Annotated in this window: 15 protein-coding genes; 10 read left to right on the top strand and 5 right to left on the bottom strand. The window is 53.2% G+C overall.

What is annotated here, in order from left to right; all coding sequences use genetic code 11:
• Positions 1–304: 304 nt before the first annotated feature.
• From putA to ACT3TJ_RS15310, 4 genes are all read right to left on the bottom strand, one after another.
• A complete protein-coding gene (gene putA, locus ACT3TJ_RS15325; protein WP_444622485.1) occupies positions 305–3,496 on the bottom strand; it encodes a bifunctional proline dehydrogenase/L-glutamate gamma-semialdehyde dehydrogenase PutA in 3,192 nt (1,063 codons plus the stop codon).
• 149 nt (positions 3,497–3,645) lie between these two features.
• Complete coding sequence (locus ACT3TJ_RS15320) at positions 3,646–4,479, bottom strand: helix-turn-helix domain-containing protein (protein WP_444622484.1); 834 nt, start codon at positions 4,477–4,479, stop codon at positions 3,646–3,648.
• Between the two features lie 31 nt (positions 4,480–4,510).
• Positions 4,511–4,870 (bottom strand): hypothetical protein, encoded by a 360-nt coding sequence (locus ACT3TJ_RS15315; protein ID WP_172118313.1) that lies wholly within the window; start codon positions 4,868–4,870, stop codon positions 4,511–4,513.
• Between the two features lie 241 nt (positions 4,871–5,111).
• Positions 5,112–5,519 carry a CBS domain-containing protein gene (locus ACT3TJ_RS15310; protein WP_172118312.1) on the bottom strand — a complete coding sequence of 136 codons (408 nt, stop codon included), beginning with the start codon at positions 5,517–5,519 and terminating at the stop codon, positions 5,112–5,114.
• Positions 5,520–5,737: 218 nt separating this feature from the next.
• On the opposite strand from ACT3TJ_RS15310, the gene ACT3TJ_RS15305 reads away from it, so the two are divergent.
• The 8 genes from ACT3TJ_RS15305 (at position 5,738) to ACT3TJ_RS15270 (ending at position 12,006) form a co-directional block, all read left to right on the top strand.
• A complete protein-coding gene (locus ACT3TJ_RS15305; protein ID WP_444622483.1) occupies positions 5,738–6,322 on the top strand; it encodes a YqaE/Pmp3 family membrane protein in 585 nt (194 codons plus the stop codon).
• 89 nt (positions 6,323–6,411) lie between these two features.
• Entirely contained in the window at positions 6,412–7,281 is an 870-nt protein-coding gene (locus ACT3TJ_RS15300) for a carboxylate/amino acid/amine transporter (RefSeq protein WP_444622482.1), read from the top strand.
• 85 nt (positions 7,282–7,366) lie between these two features.
• Complete coding sequence (locus tag ACT3TJ_RS15295) at positions 7,367–8,299, top strand: NAD(+) kinase (RefSeq protein ID WP_172118309.1); 933 nt, start codon at positions 7,367–7,369, stop codon at positions 8,297–8,299.
• Positions 8,300–8,301: 2 nt separating this feature from the next.
• Positions 8,302–9,288 (top strand): metallophosphoesterase, encoded by a 987-nt coding sequence (locus ACT3TJ_RS15290; RefSeq protein WP_444622481.1) that lies wholly within the window; start codon positions 8,302–8,304, stop codon positions 9,286–9,288.
• Positions 9,289–9,521: 233 nt separating this feature from the next.
• Entirely contained in the window at positions 9,522–10,373 is an 852-nt protein-coding gene (locus tag ACT3TJ_RS15285) for a rhomboid family intramembrane serine protease (RefSeq protein WP_172118307.1), read from the top strand.
• 10 nt (positions 10,374–10,383) lie between these two features.
• Positions 10,384–10,668 (top strand): YeaC family protein, encoded by a 285-nt coding sequence (locus tag ACT3TJ_RS15280; RefSeq protein ID WP_087111591.1) that lies wholly within the window; start codon positions 10,384–10,386, stop codon positions 10,666–10,668.
• Positions 10,652–11,497, top strand: coding sequence for a DUF2797 domain-containing protein (locus ACT3TJ_RS15275; RefSeq protein WP_444622480.1), 846 nt, complete (start codon positions 10,652–10,654; stop codon positions 11,495–11,497). Before ACT3TJ_RS15280 ends, ACT3TJ_RS15275 begins: the two co-directional genes overlap by 17 nt.
• A gap of 83 nt (positions 11,498–11,580) precedes the next feature.
• Positions 11,581–12,006 carry a CopD family protein gene (locus ACT3TJ_RS15270; protein ID WP_193055117.1) on the top strand — a complete coding sequence of 142 codons (426 nt, stop codon included), beginning with the start codon at positions 11,581–11,583 and terminating at the stop codon, positions 12,004–12,006.
• 21 nt (positions 12,007–12,027) lie between these two features.
• Here ACT3TJ_RS15270 and ACT3TJ_RS15265 read toward each other — a convergent pair whose 3' ends face one another.
• Positions 12,028–12,489, bottom strand: coding sequence for a DUF2231 domain-containing protein (locus ACT3TJ_RS15265; protein WP_193055116.1), 462 nt, complete (start codon positions 12,487–12,489; stop codon positions 12,028–12,030).
• A gap of 35 nt (positions 12,490–12,524) precedes the next feature.
• On the opposite strand from ACT3TJ_RS15265, the gene coxB reads away from it, so the two are divergent.
• A complete protein-coding gene (gene coxB / locus ACT3TJ_RS15260; RefSeq protein ID WP_444622479.1) occupies positions 12,525–13,595 on the top strand; it encodes a cytochrome c oxidase subunit II in 1,071 nt (356 codons plus the stop codon).
• A partial coding sequence (locus ACT3TJ_RS15255; RefSeq protein ID WP_444622478.1) for a cbb3-type cytochrome c oxidase subunit I occupies positions 13,592–14,398 on the top strand: 807 nt, incomplete at its 3' end. The genes coxB and ACT3TJ_RS15255, both read left to right, overlap by 4 nt.

Genomic DNA, 14,398 nt, shown 5'->3' with positions numbered 1-14,398 from the left:
TCTCCCGTTTATCAAGTCGGATAGCACCGACCGGTGAGTGCGCTTACCGAGCCATGCTTGGTAATAGCACAGACTTATTGTTGTTAACCCTATTTCTTGTTAACCCAGCCTTTTGTTCACGCTGTAACCTGCAAACATTTGGCGAAGGTACCGTCAAAAAGAGGTTTCAAGCGTTTATTTGCCATATTCCCTGTGCCTAATGCCCCCCTTCTGTGGAGGGGGCATGTAAAGGCCGTTACGCTTTTATTTTCAACCATGAGAGATCCTTTTTGAGGAGTTCAGGTTTTCCATTTAGATGAGCTATTTACTCATCGCCTAGCGCCAGCAAGGACGCATTCCCGCCTAAAGCGGCCGTATTGTTAGTAATCGTCTTTTCAGTGATAAAACGCTGCAGGTAATTCGGCCCGCCTGCTTTAGGGCCTGTACCTGAAAGCCCTTGTCCACCAAAGGGTTGAACGCCTACTACGGCCCCAATGATATTACGATTAATGTACACATTGCCCGCACGAATTTTCTGTGCAATGCCCGCAGCAAAGGATTCATTACGGCTATGGACACCAAACGTTAGCCCGTAACCCCGGCTATTGATATCGCTGATCACCTGGTCAAGCTCGCTGGCCTTATAGCGCACAATGTGCAGTACAGGACCGAATTGTTCGCGGGTTAACGCATTGATACTGTCGATAGTAAAGGCCACAGGGGCCACGAAGGTACCGTTTTCGGTGTGCTCGGCTGACATGGGCGTTTCGGCGACCAGGCGATCTTCCCCTTTAAGCTTTTCGATATGCTCAAGCAGGCCCTTGCGCGCCTCCTCGTCGATCACCGGGCCAACGTCAGTACCCAAATCGCGCGGATCACCGATACGCAGCTCGTTCATTGCGCCTTTTAAAATCGTGATGACGCGGTCGGCAACGTCGTCTTGCAGGTAAAGAACTCGCAATGCCGAGCAGCGTTGACCAGCGCTTTGGAACGCAGACTGGATAACATCCACCACGACCTGCTCGGGAAGCGCGGTAGAGTCGACAATCATGGCGTTCATGCCGCCGGTTTCAGCAATCAGCGTGGGCAGCGGCGCATTTTCACGCGCAGCCAAGGCACGGTTGATGGTCTGCGCCGTGTCGGTGCCGCCGGTAAATACCACGCCAGTAATGCGCGGGTCAGAGGTCAGCACGCTACCCACGGTTGGGCCATCGCCTGGCAGCAACTGAACCACATCGCGTGGCAAGCCCGCTTCATAAAGCAGCTCGATCACCCGGTGGGCGACAATTGACGTTTGCTCGGCAGGCTTGGCCAGCACGGTATTGCCCGCAACCGCCGCCGCAACAATCTGCCCGCAGAAAATCGCCACCGGGAAGTTCCACGGACTGATCGCGGCAAACACGCCTTTACCGCCCATGATTAGCTGGTTGGATTCACCGGTCGGGCCTGGCAGCTCAATCGGCTCGCCGAAGGAGTCTTCCGCGCGCATGGCGTAATAGCGGCAGAAATCGACGGCTTCTTTGATCTCGTCCACACCGTCCGTTAAGAGCTTGCCGCCTTCGCGTGAGCAAAGGGTCATAAGCTCCGGCATGTGCTCTTCCATTAGGTCAGCCAAACGGCGCAGCACGGCAGCACGTTCGGTAACCGGCGTGGTTTCCCAGCGCGGGAAGGCATTCCAGGCAGCGTCAAGCGCCTTGGTGGCCTGTTCTTTGGTTGTCCACTGAACGCTGCCTACGCTTTGACGGCGATCAAAGGGGCAGGTCACGTTGTGGGTATTGGCAGCATCGTCCGCCACATCGAACGCCAGCAGCGGTTTGACCGGGTACTGCTTATCCATAAAGACGGCCATCTTATCCATTAACGGATAGAAGTGGCTGCGGATATTCAGGTTGACGCCTCGCGAGTTGCGCCGCTTGGACCCGTAAATATCCTTGGGTAGCGGAATCTGCGTATTGGCTAAGGATGTCTGCTTACGCAGAGCCTCTATGGGGTGCTGGCAAAGCCATTCCACCGGTACTTCGGGGTCGACCAATTGGTGAACAAACGACGAATTCGCGCCGTTTTCCAGCAAGCGGCGAACCAGATAGGGTAGCAGGTCTTTGTGCGCGCCGACTGGCGCGTAAATGCGGCAGTACGTACCTTGGGGAGCGCGCTTCAAGGCAGCTTCATAAAGGGCTTCGCCCATGCCGTGCAAACGCTGGAACTCAAACGGACGACTATCGTGATTGGCTAATTCAAGAATAGTCGTAACCGTATGCGCGTTATGGGTCGCAAACTGGGGGAAAATGCGCCCGAGGGTATCGTTTGACAGCAGGAACTGAGCACAGGCCAGATAGGCAACATCCGTGCACGCCTTGCGGGTATAGACGGGATAGCCGTCGACACCCAGCTGTTGAGACTCCTTGATTTCGCTATCCCAGTAAGCGCCTTTCACTAAACGCAGCGGAATTTCATCACCTTGCTCATCCGCTAAGCGGTTAATGTAGTGCAGTACCGGCAGGGCGCGCTTGGAGTACGCCTGCACGACCAGTCCAAAGTGTCCCCAGCCTTTAACCGCATTGCTTGAGTAAACGTCGCGGAAAACTTCCAACGAAAGCTCCAGACGGTCAACTTCTTCGGCATCAATGGTGACCGCCACATCCAGCTCGCGAGCTTTGGTGACCAGCTTGATAAGTGTATCAACCAGCTCTGCCAGCACCTGTTCGCGGCGACCAAACTCATAGCGGGGATGCAGCGCTGAGAGTTTGATCGATACCGAAGGCTTGGGCGTTTTATCACTTAAGTGCTGGGACGTTTTACCCACCTGCTCTATGGCGCGGGCGTAGTCGTCAAAGTAGCGTTTGGCATCATCGTGGGTGCGTGCGGCTTCACCCAGCATGTCGTAGGAGTAGGTGTAACCTTTATTGAATAGCGGCTTGGAGCGTTTTAATGCTTCGTTAATATCACGGCCCAATACGAACTGCTTACCCATGATTTTCATCGCTTCAACCATCGCGCGACGAATCACAGGCTCACCCATACGATTAACCATGCGGTTAATAAACGTCGCAGGCTGGCCATCTTTAGGGTGATCAAGCTTCAGGACGCGGCCGGTCATTAACAAGCCCCATGTGGAGGCGTTTACCATCCACGACTCACTTTTGCCGGCATAAGATTGCCAGTCAGCGGGACCAAGCTTATCTTCAATCAGCGCATCAGCGGTGGCTTTGTCGGGAATACGCAGCATCGCTTCAGCCAGACACATCAGCATTAGCCCTTCGTGGGTATCCAGGCTGTACTGCTGTAGGAGCTCATCAATGGTATCTACCGCCGTGTCCATCTCACGAACATCGTGGATGAGCGCTGCGGTATTGGCTTCAATGCGGGAAAAATCGTCGCGATCCGTATCCAGCCACGTGATTAATTCGCTGACGTAGGTTTCTTCGTCCACAAGGTAGTGGTCGCTCACCTGAGCCATCAGCGTATCAAGGTCCGTTTGCCAAGTGGCAGAGTCACGCATGTTTTTAGCGTTGAGCATTGAGGCCCCCGTAAATTTACATAAAACGAGTAGGTGGTAGGGCATTTCGCCCAAGCTGCGCTCGAATGTAGAGTGGTCTGTGTTTCCGTGTATGTCGTTTTCTCGGTAAAACGTGTCAATTTCGCGGCAAGCAGGGCTACTTTGCGACCTTAGTAGTGTGTGCTTGATGCTTCCAGTGGTTTTTTGAGCATAGTGGAGGATGCTGTCGTTAGCGAAACCGGTGCTTCTTGGCGTAGAGCACGGGGCGATATGCCGTAGCTGCGCCGAAACGCATGAGAGAGTGCGCTCTGGTTGGAAAATCCTGTTTGAATGGCAATGTCGGTTAACGGCAACCGACTTTGCAAAATCAGCTGACGAGCCGCGTGAAGTCGGCGGCGTTTAACGTATTGCCAAGGCGAAAGTCCTGTCTGATTACGGAAGCACTCTGAAAAGTGGGCTTCACTTAGGCAGGCAAGCCTGGCCAAGTCAGCAACGCGCAGCTCATCGGCCAAGTGGCGGTTAATAAAGCGGTCGATAAGAGAGACATCAATTCTGCGCAGAGAAGCCGATGGGGTATGCCCAAGGCGCGCTTTGAGCGAGCCCAGTAGTGTGGCGGCCAAGCGGTCTTGCTGAAACGAGACAGGAGAGGTATCAAACCCTTGGGCAAGCTCGCTTTCCATAAACGCCAGGTAGTGGCGTAAAGGGTTATCTAACGCAAAAAAACGTGGGACATCAAACAGGGCGACCAGCTCGCGGTGTTCACCTGTCAGGGCGGGCGCATTTTCTGGCAGATCAATAATCAACTGCCGGTTATGACCATGGCCTGAGTAGTAGTGCTCGTGATTGGCAGGCACGATACAGCCTGAAAACGCATTTACACGTCCGCCGAGCCCCTCAATTTCAAACTCCGAGGAACCACACAACGTAATCACAATTTGGTGAAAGTCATGTGCGTGATGATGGGTTGCGCTCGCCAGCGGTATTTTGCGAATAGTACTGGGCATCAGGTTGTCTCCTCGGCGCTTTCAACCGCATCTACGTTTGACGCAAGGCGGTATGAGCCGCCAGATGATCTCGTAATACTTGTAGCTCCGCTTGCCCTTCCTGATTTAATAGCGGTTTGCCTTGGGCGATTTGCCAGCGTCGCCCATGCAGCTCCATTAAGCGCGATGCTCTGCGTCGAATGCCGTCCAGATAGTCATTATGACGTATTGGATAGCCGATAATCGTATCCCACTCGGCTTCGCTCACTTGGCTATCCAGGGCCTTGTCAAACAGTGCCAGCAAATCCTTTGGCTCGGTACGGTAGCGCGGCGTACCTACCGTCATCAGGGCTAATAAAACAGCACCTATCACCAGCAGGCAGACGCCGAGTACCAGTAGGTACAGTGCCATGCATCCACTCCTGTGCTCTTTCATGAATTGAATACTTAAGTATACGCGCGACCTCTTAAAGACAAAAATTTTAAACGATGGCGAACTTTTTCGGCGCAAGGTGTCTGAAGTAGTACGACAACGTAGCGATAGCAGTCGCTAATAGTGTTGTCCTAGCTATTGTTTCTCGATCCCTTGCTTCCGCTGCCTTTTGGGCAGCGGTTTTTTTATGCGCCACTGTTTTTTCATACGTACATCGTTATCAATGGCGGCGAATGGTTAGCAAGGCCATAAGAATATCGCGCCGGGTCACGATGCCGACGAGTCGCTGTTGTTCAACCACCGGGTAAACTTTGGGTTTGTCTCCGAGCATTTCCTGGGCAAGGTCTGTGATGCTTTTGTTAGGTGTGGTGGTAAGCACCTCTTCGCGCATCAGCTCACCCACCAGTGGCGACTCATGGTCATGGTATAAGCAGTCAAGCACACGGCCTAGCACATCTTTCTCAGAAATATAGCCGATTAATCGATCTGCCATATCGACTACCGGCACACCAGGCAGGCGATGAAGTGCCAGCCCCTGTGACAGCGTGGTAATTGAGGTAGATGGCGAAACGCGGTAACAATCCTTGGACATGATATCGCGGACAATATGCGGGCTTGGGTGTTTCATCTTGGCACTCCTTACGCACACTTTCATTTACCTTACTTGTGTGTGCAGCATTTGGCGAAGGCATCGTGGCTAAGTGCAACGTTTATGATGTTATTCGATAATAGGGTGAGTAACGTCTTAAACGTATTTACTCACTGTAGATGATTTAGGCGTAGTTGATGTAGGTGGACGCCACGCCTATTCAACGCTTTGCTGAACGTGACTCAAAGGAGCTTTACATGGATGCACGCGAATACCTGAACCGCAAAGGCGTCGGTGTCGAGCGGGAATCTGACCGCCCCAATACCCTTGAGGAAAAATCCTGGGAGCGAGCCCGCGGGGCAGGGGAGCAGCGGCCCAAGTCGGGTACCCCTCATGATTGGGAGGATTGGGAGCGCTATCACGACGAGCTGGCGAAAGATGCCAGCGAACTAGAGCAAAAAATTGATAAGCAGGCACATCGAAAAGAGACACTTGAGGCAACGCCTGCCGAGCAGGCGCACGAGGCGGTAGAGCACTTTACGCCTCCTAAGCCATCGTCAGCGCCCCATCCGCATGTCGCCAACCCCGATGCGCAAGTTGTAAGGCCTGACATCACGCTTGGCGAGCCACACTCAAGTGCTGATCAACCTTCGGCCAGGCGTGCGGATAGCGAGCCAGGCGCACTCAAGGCAGCCTATCTCGCCTTGGCTGTTTTGCTCCCGCCGTTAGCACTGGGGCTCACCGGCGCGGGAGGCACGCGCCTGCTTATTGGCATTGTGTTAACGCTGCTGGGTTGGCTGCCTGGGGGTATCTATGCACTTGTGTGGCTCCAGCGTCGTTAACTTATTTCTTGGTTGTTGGTTTACCTGTTGGCAGGCCCTAAGAAATCCGTATAATTTGCGTAAACTATTTCTAAGAAATGAGGTTTACGGTGGGCTATCTAATTAGCGTGACAGCGCTTTGGGCGTTTTCCTTTTCTTTAATCGGGGTTTATCTAGCGGGGCAGGTCGATAGTTATTTCGCGGTGCTTGTGCGGGTAACCCTGGCGATGCTGGTTTTTTTACCCTTTTTGCGCCCCAGCCTGCTACGCGGCAAACAGCGTATTACGCTGATGGCGCTTGGCGCCATTCAACTTGGGGTGATGTACACCTTTCTTTATCAGTCGTTTTTGCTGCTTTCAGTGCCAGAAGTGCTGCTCTTCACCATCTTTACGCCGGTGTATATCGCTTTACTGGATGACCTGTTGTTTGGCCGTTTCACGCCTATCTACTTACTTACCGCGCTATTGGCCGTTGTGGGGGCTGCTGTCATTCGCTATGACGGGATCGACAGCGGCTTCTGGCTCGGTTTTTTTGTGGTCCAGGGGGCCAATCTCTGCTTTGCGCTAGGCCAGGTCGGGTATCGCCGCTTGGCCGCAGATTTGCCGGCTGACCTTGCGTGGCATAACGTTTTTGGATGGTTTTTCATTGGCGCCATGGTCGTTGCACTACCGGCTTATTTACTGTTCGGCAATAGTGCGGCGTTACCCAGCACACCGCTGCAGTGGGGAGTGCTTGCCTGGCTTGGTCTGGCCGCCTCTGGTGTGGGGTATTTTGCCTGGAACCAAGGCGCTACCCGCGTCGATGCCGGTACTTTGGCGATCATGAATAATGCACTCATCCCGGCCGGGTTATTGGTTAATCTTGTCATCTGGAGCCGTGAGGCCGATATCGTTCGACTACTGCTGGGCGCACTGATCATGGCGGCCTCGCTCTGGTTGAATCACTGGTTACTCCAGCGACGTAAGGTAGCGACAGCCTAAGAGTTTCTCTTGATTTGGTTAGGCGTATTTGCCCGATACTCCCGGTATCCCCATAATGTCAGGCTGATGCTAGCGAGAGCCGCCCATGCCTAACACGTCACCACCCACTTCAGCGCCGCTAACCGGCCAAGGAAGCTCACGGCCCTTTAAAACGATTGGCTTAATTGGGCGCTTGGGCAGCGAGAAAGTCATCGACTCGTTGCAGCGGCTCATTAGCTACCTGGTCGAGCATGATTACAGCGTTTTGATTGAAGACCGTACGGCAACGGCGCTTCCCCAACACGGGCAGCCGGAAGCCAGCCGCCGTATGCTGGGCGAGCTTTGCGACCTTGTTATTGTGATCGGCGGGGACGGTAGCCTGTTAGGCGCCGCCCGCACATTGTGCCGCAGCGGGACACTAATGTTAGGCGTTAACCGTGGCCGCTTAGGGTTTCTTACCGATATCTCGCCTGACGAGCTGGAAAGCCGAGTGGGCGAAGTATTGGCGGGCGAATTTGAAATTGAGCAGCGTTTTTTGCTGGAAGCGGTGCTTTATCGTAACGGCGTTGCGGTCGGCAATGGCGATGCATTAAATGAAGTCGTCGTGCATCCGGGTAAAGCCGTCCGCATGATTGAATTTGAACTGTTTATTGATGGTCAGTTTGTTTACAGCCAGCGCAGCGATGGCTTGATTATCGCAACGCCTACCGGCTCTACCGCGTATGCACTTTCCGGCGGTGGCCCCATCATGCATCCCAAGCTTGATGTCGTGACGCTGGTGCCGATGTTCCCGCATACGCTTTCCAGCCGACCGATTGTGATTGATGCCGCCAGTGAGATTCGAATTCATATTGGTGAAACCAACCAGACCTACCCACACATTAGCTGCGATGGACAAACCCGGGCGGTTGCTAAGCCGGATGATGTACTGGTGATAAAGCGCAAAGCCGAACGTGTGCAGCTTGTGCACCCTATCGGACATAACTTCTATGATGTGCTGCGCAGTAAATTGGGTTGGAGCCACCGGTTAGGGGATTAAGCATGACAGGCTACGACCTGATTGGTGATGTTCACGGCTGCGGTGCCACGCTAGTCACCTTGTTAGAAATGCTGGGTTACCGCGAACAGCGTGGCGTTTATCGCCATCCGCAGCGTAAAGTTATCTTTTTGGGTGACCTGATTGACCGTGGCCCACGTATTCGCCTCGCCGTCACCGTTGCGCGACGCATGGTCGAGGAGGGCGAAGCCTATATTGTGATGGGCAATCACGAACATAATGCACTCGCCTATATGCACCCGGCGCCACCCGGTAGCCATAAGCGTTGGCTGCGTGAGCATACGCCGCGCCATAATCGCATCATGGAAGACACATTGGCGCAGTATCAGGATTACACCAATGAGTGGGATGACACGCTCGCCTGGTTTAAAACACTGCCGCTTTTTTTAGAAATCGATGGTATTCGCGTGGTACATGCCTGTTGGGACGATAGGTTGATCGAGCAGTTAAAACAGCGCCTGCCTGATGGCCGTATGGATACGCGATTTTTGATCGAATCTACTGATCCTGGCACGCAAGCCTATCGCATCATTGACCGCTTAACCCGTGGGGCCAACATTCCCTTGCCTGGCGGTATCGCGATTCATTCAGGCGATGGCTATACACGGCAAAGCTTTCGAGCGCATTTTTGGGCCGCTAATCCAACCCGTTGGGGGGATGTGGTTTTTCAACCCGACCACTTGCCTGGCGACCTGGAAACACGCCTATTAACCGAAAACGAGCGCCAGCGTTTGAGTTACTATGGGCCGGAGCAGCCGCCTCTGTTTATAGGCCATTACTGGTGTGAAGGTATTCCTGCGTTACCTGCTCCCAATATTGCGTGTTTGGATTATAGTGCTGTCAAGTATGGTCGTTTGGTCGCCTATCGATGGGACGGCGAAACACCGCTGAATGCAGATAATTTCGTTTGGGTAGAAGTGATTAAAGAAGAGTGTTCCCAAGCCAATTTATATGGAAACGATTTTTATTAACCTATGTTGTCTTAATATACAAGGCTTTACATTTTTTTTATAAAACTGCTGAACTAACTGTGCGGTCGGCCATCAGAGTAGGTGTTCCCTTGAATGATCCCTTGCTTTATCCGGCGGCCCCCTCCGCCGGTTTTTTTTGGCCATGATTTTTTGCTTATGGTATTTGTCTTCATGCAGCAATAGTCGATGAAGGGGTTGGTTTTCAAAGGCGAGGGCCTCAATAGGGAGAGTTTATGCACCCCGTAATGCACTTACCAAGTGATGCTGATACGCAGGAACTGCGTAAAGCACTTTGGCACTATCGAATTGGGCATCGCATTACAGAAGAAGCCGAGGGCCCTCTGCTTTGGATAGCCGACCCACGTCAGCACGCAGAGCTTAAAAGCCTGGTAGCGCGCTGGGAGCGTGGCGAAGCACTTATTGTTGATCAGCCCGCCAATCGCCGCTACGCATCCGGCAATATACTAACCACCTTGCGCCATGTTCCTGTTACCGCTATCGCGATGGCTATTAGTCTTGTGATATTTGCGTTAACGGGGGTGTTGGGTGATAGCGTCGTGATGGCGTTAACCATCGTGCCGATAGAAATTTCGGGCAATCAGTTTGTATATCGCAGCTTAACCGATGGGCTAATAAACGGGCAGGTATGGCGGCTGCTTTCACCGGCATTCCTGCACTTTGGCTGGATGCACTTGATCTTCAACCTTATGTGGTTATGGTACTTTGGGCGCCAGGTGGAGGTGCTACAAGGCAGCCGTACCATGCTGCTTCTGCTTTTAGTTGCGGGTATCGGCGCTAATCTTGCGCAATATTTTACCGGAACCGTGCTGTTTGGCGGTATGTCGGGCGTGGTTTATGCCCTGCTAGGGCATGTTTGGGTGATGTCGCGACGTGCGCCACAACGTGGTTTTTTCGTTCCTCAAATGCTGGTTGTGTTTATGTTGGGGTGGATGGTGTTCACCATGACCGATATGGCCAGTTGGGTAGGTTTTGGCAATGTCGCTAACGAAGCACATTTAGGTGGGCTCCTCGTCGGGCTTATTACTGGCGTGTATTATTCGTCTCGCCGTTTGAAAACAGATTAAGAGATTCGTAATGAGCGATATGACGTTCGATAAAATGATCAACCAAATGACACCTGCGATTTATGAAAGCCTTAAGCAAGCGGTGTCGCTGCGTAAGTGGCCCGACGGTCGCTTTCTTACCGCTGAGCAAACAGAGCTGTGTCTGGAAGCGGTGATGCGCTTTGAGGCTGAAAATAACGTGCCTGAAGAGAAACGCGTGGGTTATCTGGAGCAGCGTACCTGTGGAGCGGCGTCTTCTGGCGCAGGCGTTACGCCAGAAATGGCAGGTTTGGGACGGGATGCAACACGTGGTTGAACAGGCAGTGCAAGGGTGTTTACGCAAGATGTCGGTCGTATTGCCTGACCGGCCGGGCGACCAGGTGAGTTACCATTTGCGTGCTGGGGATCAGCACATCCCCCTCAATTCGCGCGTAGGCAAGCCGATATCGCTTCATTGGAGCGGCGCTATTGCTTGTACTCACTGCGGTCGAGCGACTAAAAAAAGCTTTGCCCAAGGGCATTGTTATCCGTGCTTCAAGCGCTTGGCGCAGTGCGATACCTGCATCATGAAGCCTGAGACGTGCCACTTTTTTCAAGGCACTTGCCGCGAGCCTGAGTGGGGCGAAACGCATTGTTTCCAACCGCATATCGTGTATTTGGCGAACTCATCGGGTTTAAAAGTTGGCATCACCCGTAAAACACAGATGCCGACTCGTTGGATGGACCAAGGCGCTATCCAGGCGCTTCCCATACTTGAGGTCGACACGCGTCAGCAATCAGGGTTCGTCGAGATGCTTTTCAAAGAGCAGGTAAGCGACCGAACCAATTGGCGGGCTATGCTGAAAGGGGAGGTGGAGGCGCTTGATTTAATTGCCGAACGTGATCGCCTGTTGGAAACGCTTGATGGCGGTTTGAATCAGCTGCGCGACCAGCATGGCAATGACGCAATTCGTGAGCTGGATGAAACGCCCTACACGTTTGATTACCCGGTGGAGACGTTTCCACGCAAAGTGATTTCCCATAATTTTGACAAACAACCCTTGGTCGAAGGCGTGTTACAAGGCATTAAAGGACAGTATCTCATTCTTGATAGTGGAGTGATTAATCTTCGTAAATTCACGGGTTACGAAATCACCCTAAGGTAAATCGGCTAGCCAGAGTGGCGAGCGTTGACTAAGGTTAGTGGAGTGTTCTTTCACTAAGCCTAACGCAATGCAAGGAAGCCTCAATGCCTTGGCTAAAACTTCTTCATATAGCCTCGCTTGTTATCTGGTGCGGCTCGCTGCTGTATCTGCCTGCGTTACTCAGCTATACGCTGCAACTTCGTAAAGACGCAGGCTTTGCGCAGGGCTCTCCTCCCATGCCACGGTTTTTTTATATTTCTGTGGCAACACCGGCAGCGCTAATTGCCATATTTTCCGGCACGCTTCTCTTTATCTTGCATGGTTTGGTGGGCGGCTGGCTGGTGCTCAAATTGGGCGCTGTCGTTGCCATGGTGGCTGCCCACGGCGCCTATGGATGGCTAATTTTACGTCTGGAAATGGGGATTTATAAAGGCGTAAAAACGGCGTTAATACTCGCGTTTTTGGTGGCCCTGGCGGGCATTCTTTGCGTGCTTGGGCTGGTATTAGCCAAGCCGCTGGATTGGAGCTAGCCCGCCATGACCACTATCGCATCACTCTTCAACTTCGACACCGACGGCGTGTTCATACACGAGTTGGCCGCCCAGCCAGCCAGCCAACGCTACCAGTCCGGCGGTTACCACAGAAACCGCAATGCCCCAAGGCAGCACCAACTCCGGTTCGCTAAACCGGATCAGCCAGTTAAGCGAAGCAAGCGAGAGCATGACAACAGCGACAATAGCGTGGCTCCAGCCGGTAATGAGACGGCGAATTTGGCCTACGCTCACCAGGTCAATGATGCCTGCAATACTCGCCAGCCAGCCCCCAAGCGCCCCTATACCCGCCAGCCACAAACCTACGCGCAGCCAGAAAGGATCGTCGGTATACCAGTATCCCAAATCGCAGGCTACCAGGGCCATGAGTGCAGCCACGGGAAAGTGAACCATCAGCGGATGCAGCGGGTGGCCAGAAATAGAAGCGCGACTTTTGATATTACGCCTATTGGAGTTTGCCATTATCACTTCCTGTGGGCAGAAAAAAGGAATAAACAATGAGGGAACGTTACTTATATCACGTCGCCTTGCTGTGTATTCAACGTGCTGTGCCACAGCGGGTCAACCGGTGCATGCTCACCCTGCTGGGCACTCTGACGTTAGGTCTTACAGGCTGCGCGGGTGATAGGTCTATTCTAGACCCCGCTGGGCAAGCTGCACGCGATGTGGTCCTAATCTGGTGGATAATGCTGACATTTGCCACGGTGGTGCTGATTGGCGTGGTGGCGTTATGGCTTTATACCTTCAAACGTAAATACCAGGAACGTACGCCTCAAGAGGAGCGCAAAATTGCTCGCCGTTGGATTATTGGTGGGGGCATTTTACTGCCTGTTTTGAGCGTTACAGCGTTACTTATTTTTGGGGTGCCGACTGGCAAGCGAATGTTGCCGCTACCGTTGGGCCAGCCCCCTGAAGTGATTGAGGTGATCGGCCATCAATGGTGGTGGGAAGTTCGCTACCCGGGAGCAGAAGGCGGAGAAGTCGTCACCGCGAACCAGCTCATCATGCCTGCGGGGGAACCTGTAGATTTTCACATTACCTCCGCTGATGTTATTCACTCCTTTTGGGTGCCCAGGCTAGGTGGCAAGATCGATATGTTACCCGGGCGCACCAATGTTATTCGTCTTGAGGCTGATGCGCCGGGCGTCTTTGGTGGTCAGTGCGCGGAGTTTTGCGGTGCTCAGCATGCGAATATGGAGTTTTACGTTGAAGCCGTAGAACGTGAAGCGTATGACGCGTGGCTCGCTGAACGGCAGGAAGAGCGCTTGGCCGAACGGGCACTTGCAAATGATGACTTTGCCCAAGCGCGGGATGAGTTTGCATCTACCTGTGCCAGCTGCCATAGCGTTGCTGGACTCTCTGCCTCCACTATTGCGCCTGATCTTTCTGATATTGGTGCGCGCTATACCCTGGGCGCGGGCACGCTCCCCATGGAGGAGGGCGCTATTCACTACTGGTTGGAAAATCACCAAACGCTTAAGCCGAGTAACAAAATGCCATCTCATAACCATATGGATACTGCCACCTTGGAGTCCCTGGGTGCTTGGCTGGAGACCTTGGCCCCATGACAACGATTGATCGCGACGCAACTGGCCCTGAAGACCTTCAAAAGTTACACAATGACCTTGCAGGGGTATGGGCAAATCCTCCTGGTTTAAAAGCGTTAACCATTGTTAACCACACCACGCTTGGCCTTCGATTTATGGTCACCGGGATGGCCTTCTTTCTGTTTGGCGGCATTTTGGCGATGCTGATTCGCACGCAGATTGCGACACCCGATCAAGGCTTTTTAACGCCCGAAATCTATAGTCAAGTTACCACCATGCACGGCACGGTGATGATGTTTTTGTTCGCCATTCCCATTTTGGAGGGCTTGGCGATCTATATGATCCCCAAGATGATTGGCGCGCGTGACCTGGTGTGCCCGCGGTTAACCGCGCTGGGCTACTGGTGTTATCTGTTTGGCGGCATCATTCTTTCTTTCAGCATGGTGCTGGAAATGGCGCCGGACAGCGGCTGGTTTATGTACACGCCGCTTAGCAGTAGCGAGTATTCGCCAGGCCTCGGTTCCGATTTCTGGCTGTTGGGGATCACCTTCGTTGAGATTTCGGCACTTTCAGCCGGGGTAGAGTTGGTGGTTTCCATTCTACGAACCCGTACTCAAGGGATGGCGCTGCACAAGATGCCGCTGTTTGCGTGGTACATTTTGGCCATGGCGCTGATGATTGTGGTGGGGTTTCCGCCCCTTATTCTGGGCAGTATCTTGCTAGAGCTTGAGCGTGCTGTAGGCATGCCATTTTTCGACATCGCAGGCGGCGGCGACCCGGTACTCTGGCAGCACCTGTTCTGGCTATTTGGCCACCCAGAGGTT

Origin of the sequence: Halomonas sp. AOP30-A1-24 (assembly GCF_052378165.1) — a bacterium.
GTDB lineage: Bacteria > Pseudomonadota > Gammaproteobacteria > Pseudomonadales > Halomonadaceae > Vreelandella > Vreelandella citrativorans.
This window is presented reverse-complemented; position numbering and strand designations above follow the sequence as displayed.

Excerpts from the sequence above, each read along its gene's own strand:
- putA (WP_444622485.1), bottom strand. The coding sequence starts at position 3,496 with ATGCTCAACGCTAAAAACATGCGTGACTCTGCCACTTGGCAAACGGAC.
- ACT3TJ_RS15320 (WP_444622484.1), bottom strand. The coding sequence starts at position 4,479 with ATGCCCAGTACTATTCGCAAAATACCGCTGGCGAGCGCAACCCATCAT.
- ACT3TJ_RS15315 (WP_172118313.1), bottom strand. The coding sequence starts at position 4,870 with ATGGCACTGTACCTACTGGTACTCGGCGTCTGCCTGCTGGTGATAGGT.
- ACT3TJ_RS15310 (WP_172118312.1), bottom strand. The coding sequence starts at position 5,519 with ATGAAACACCCAAGCCCGCATATTGTCCGCGATATCATGTCCAAGGAT.
- ACT3TJ_RS15305 (WP_444622483.1), top strand. The coding sequence starts at position 5,738 with ATGGATGCACGCGAATACCTGAACCGCAAAGGCGTCGGTGTCGAGCGG.
- ACT3TJ_RS15295 (WP_172118309.1), top strand. The coding sequence starts at position 7,367 with ATGCCTAACACGTCACCACCCACTTCAGCGCCGCTAACCGGCCAAGGA.
- ACT3TJ_RS15290 (WP_444622481.1), top strand. The coding sequence starts at position 8,302 with ATGACAGGCTACGACCTGATTGGTGATGTTCACGGCTGCGGTGCCACG.
- ACT3TJ_RS15285 (WP_172118307.1), top strand. The coding sequence starts at position 9,522 with ATGCACCCCGTAATGCACTTACCAAGTGATGCTGATACGCAGGAACTG.
- ACT3TJ_RS15280 (WP_087111591.1), top strand. The coding sequence starts at position 10,384 with ATGAGCGATATGACGTTCGATAAAATGATCAACCAAATGACACCTGCG.
- ACT3TJ_RS15275 (WP_444622480.1), top strand. The coding sequence starts at position 10,652 with ATGCAACACGTGGTTGAACAGGCAGTGCAAGGGTGTTTACGCAAGATG.
- ACT3TJ_RS15270 (WP_193055117.1), top strand. The coding sequence starts at position 11,581 with ATGCCTTGGCTAAAACTTCTTCATATAGCCTCGCTTGTTATCTGGTGC.
- ACT3TJ_RS15265 (WP_193055116.1), bottom strand. The coding sequence starts at position 12,489 with ATGGCAAACTCCAATAGGCGTAATATCAAAAGTCGCGCTTCTATTTCT.
- coxB (WP_444622479.1), top strand. The coding sequence starts at position 12,525 with ATGAGGGAACGTTACTTATATCACGTCGCCTTGCTGTGTATTCAACGT.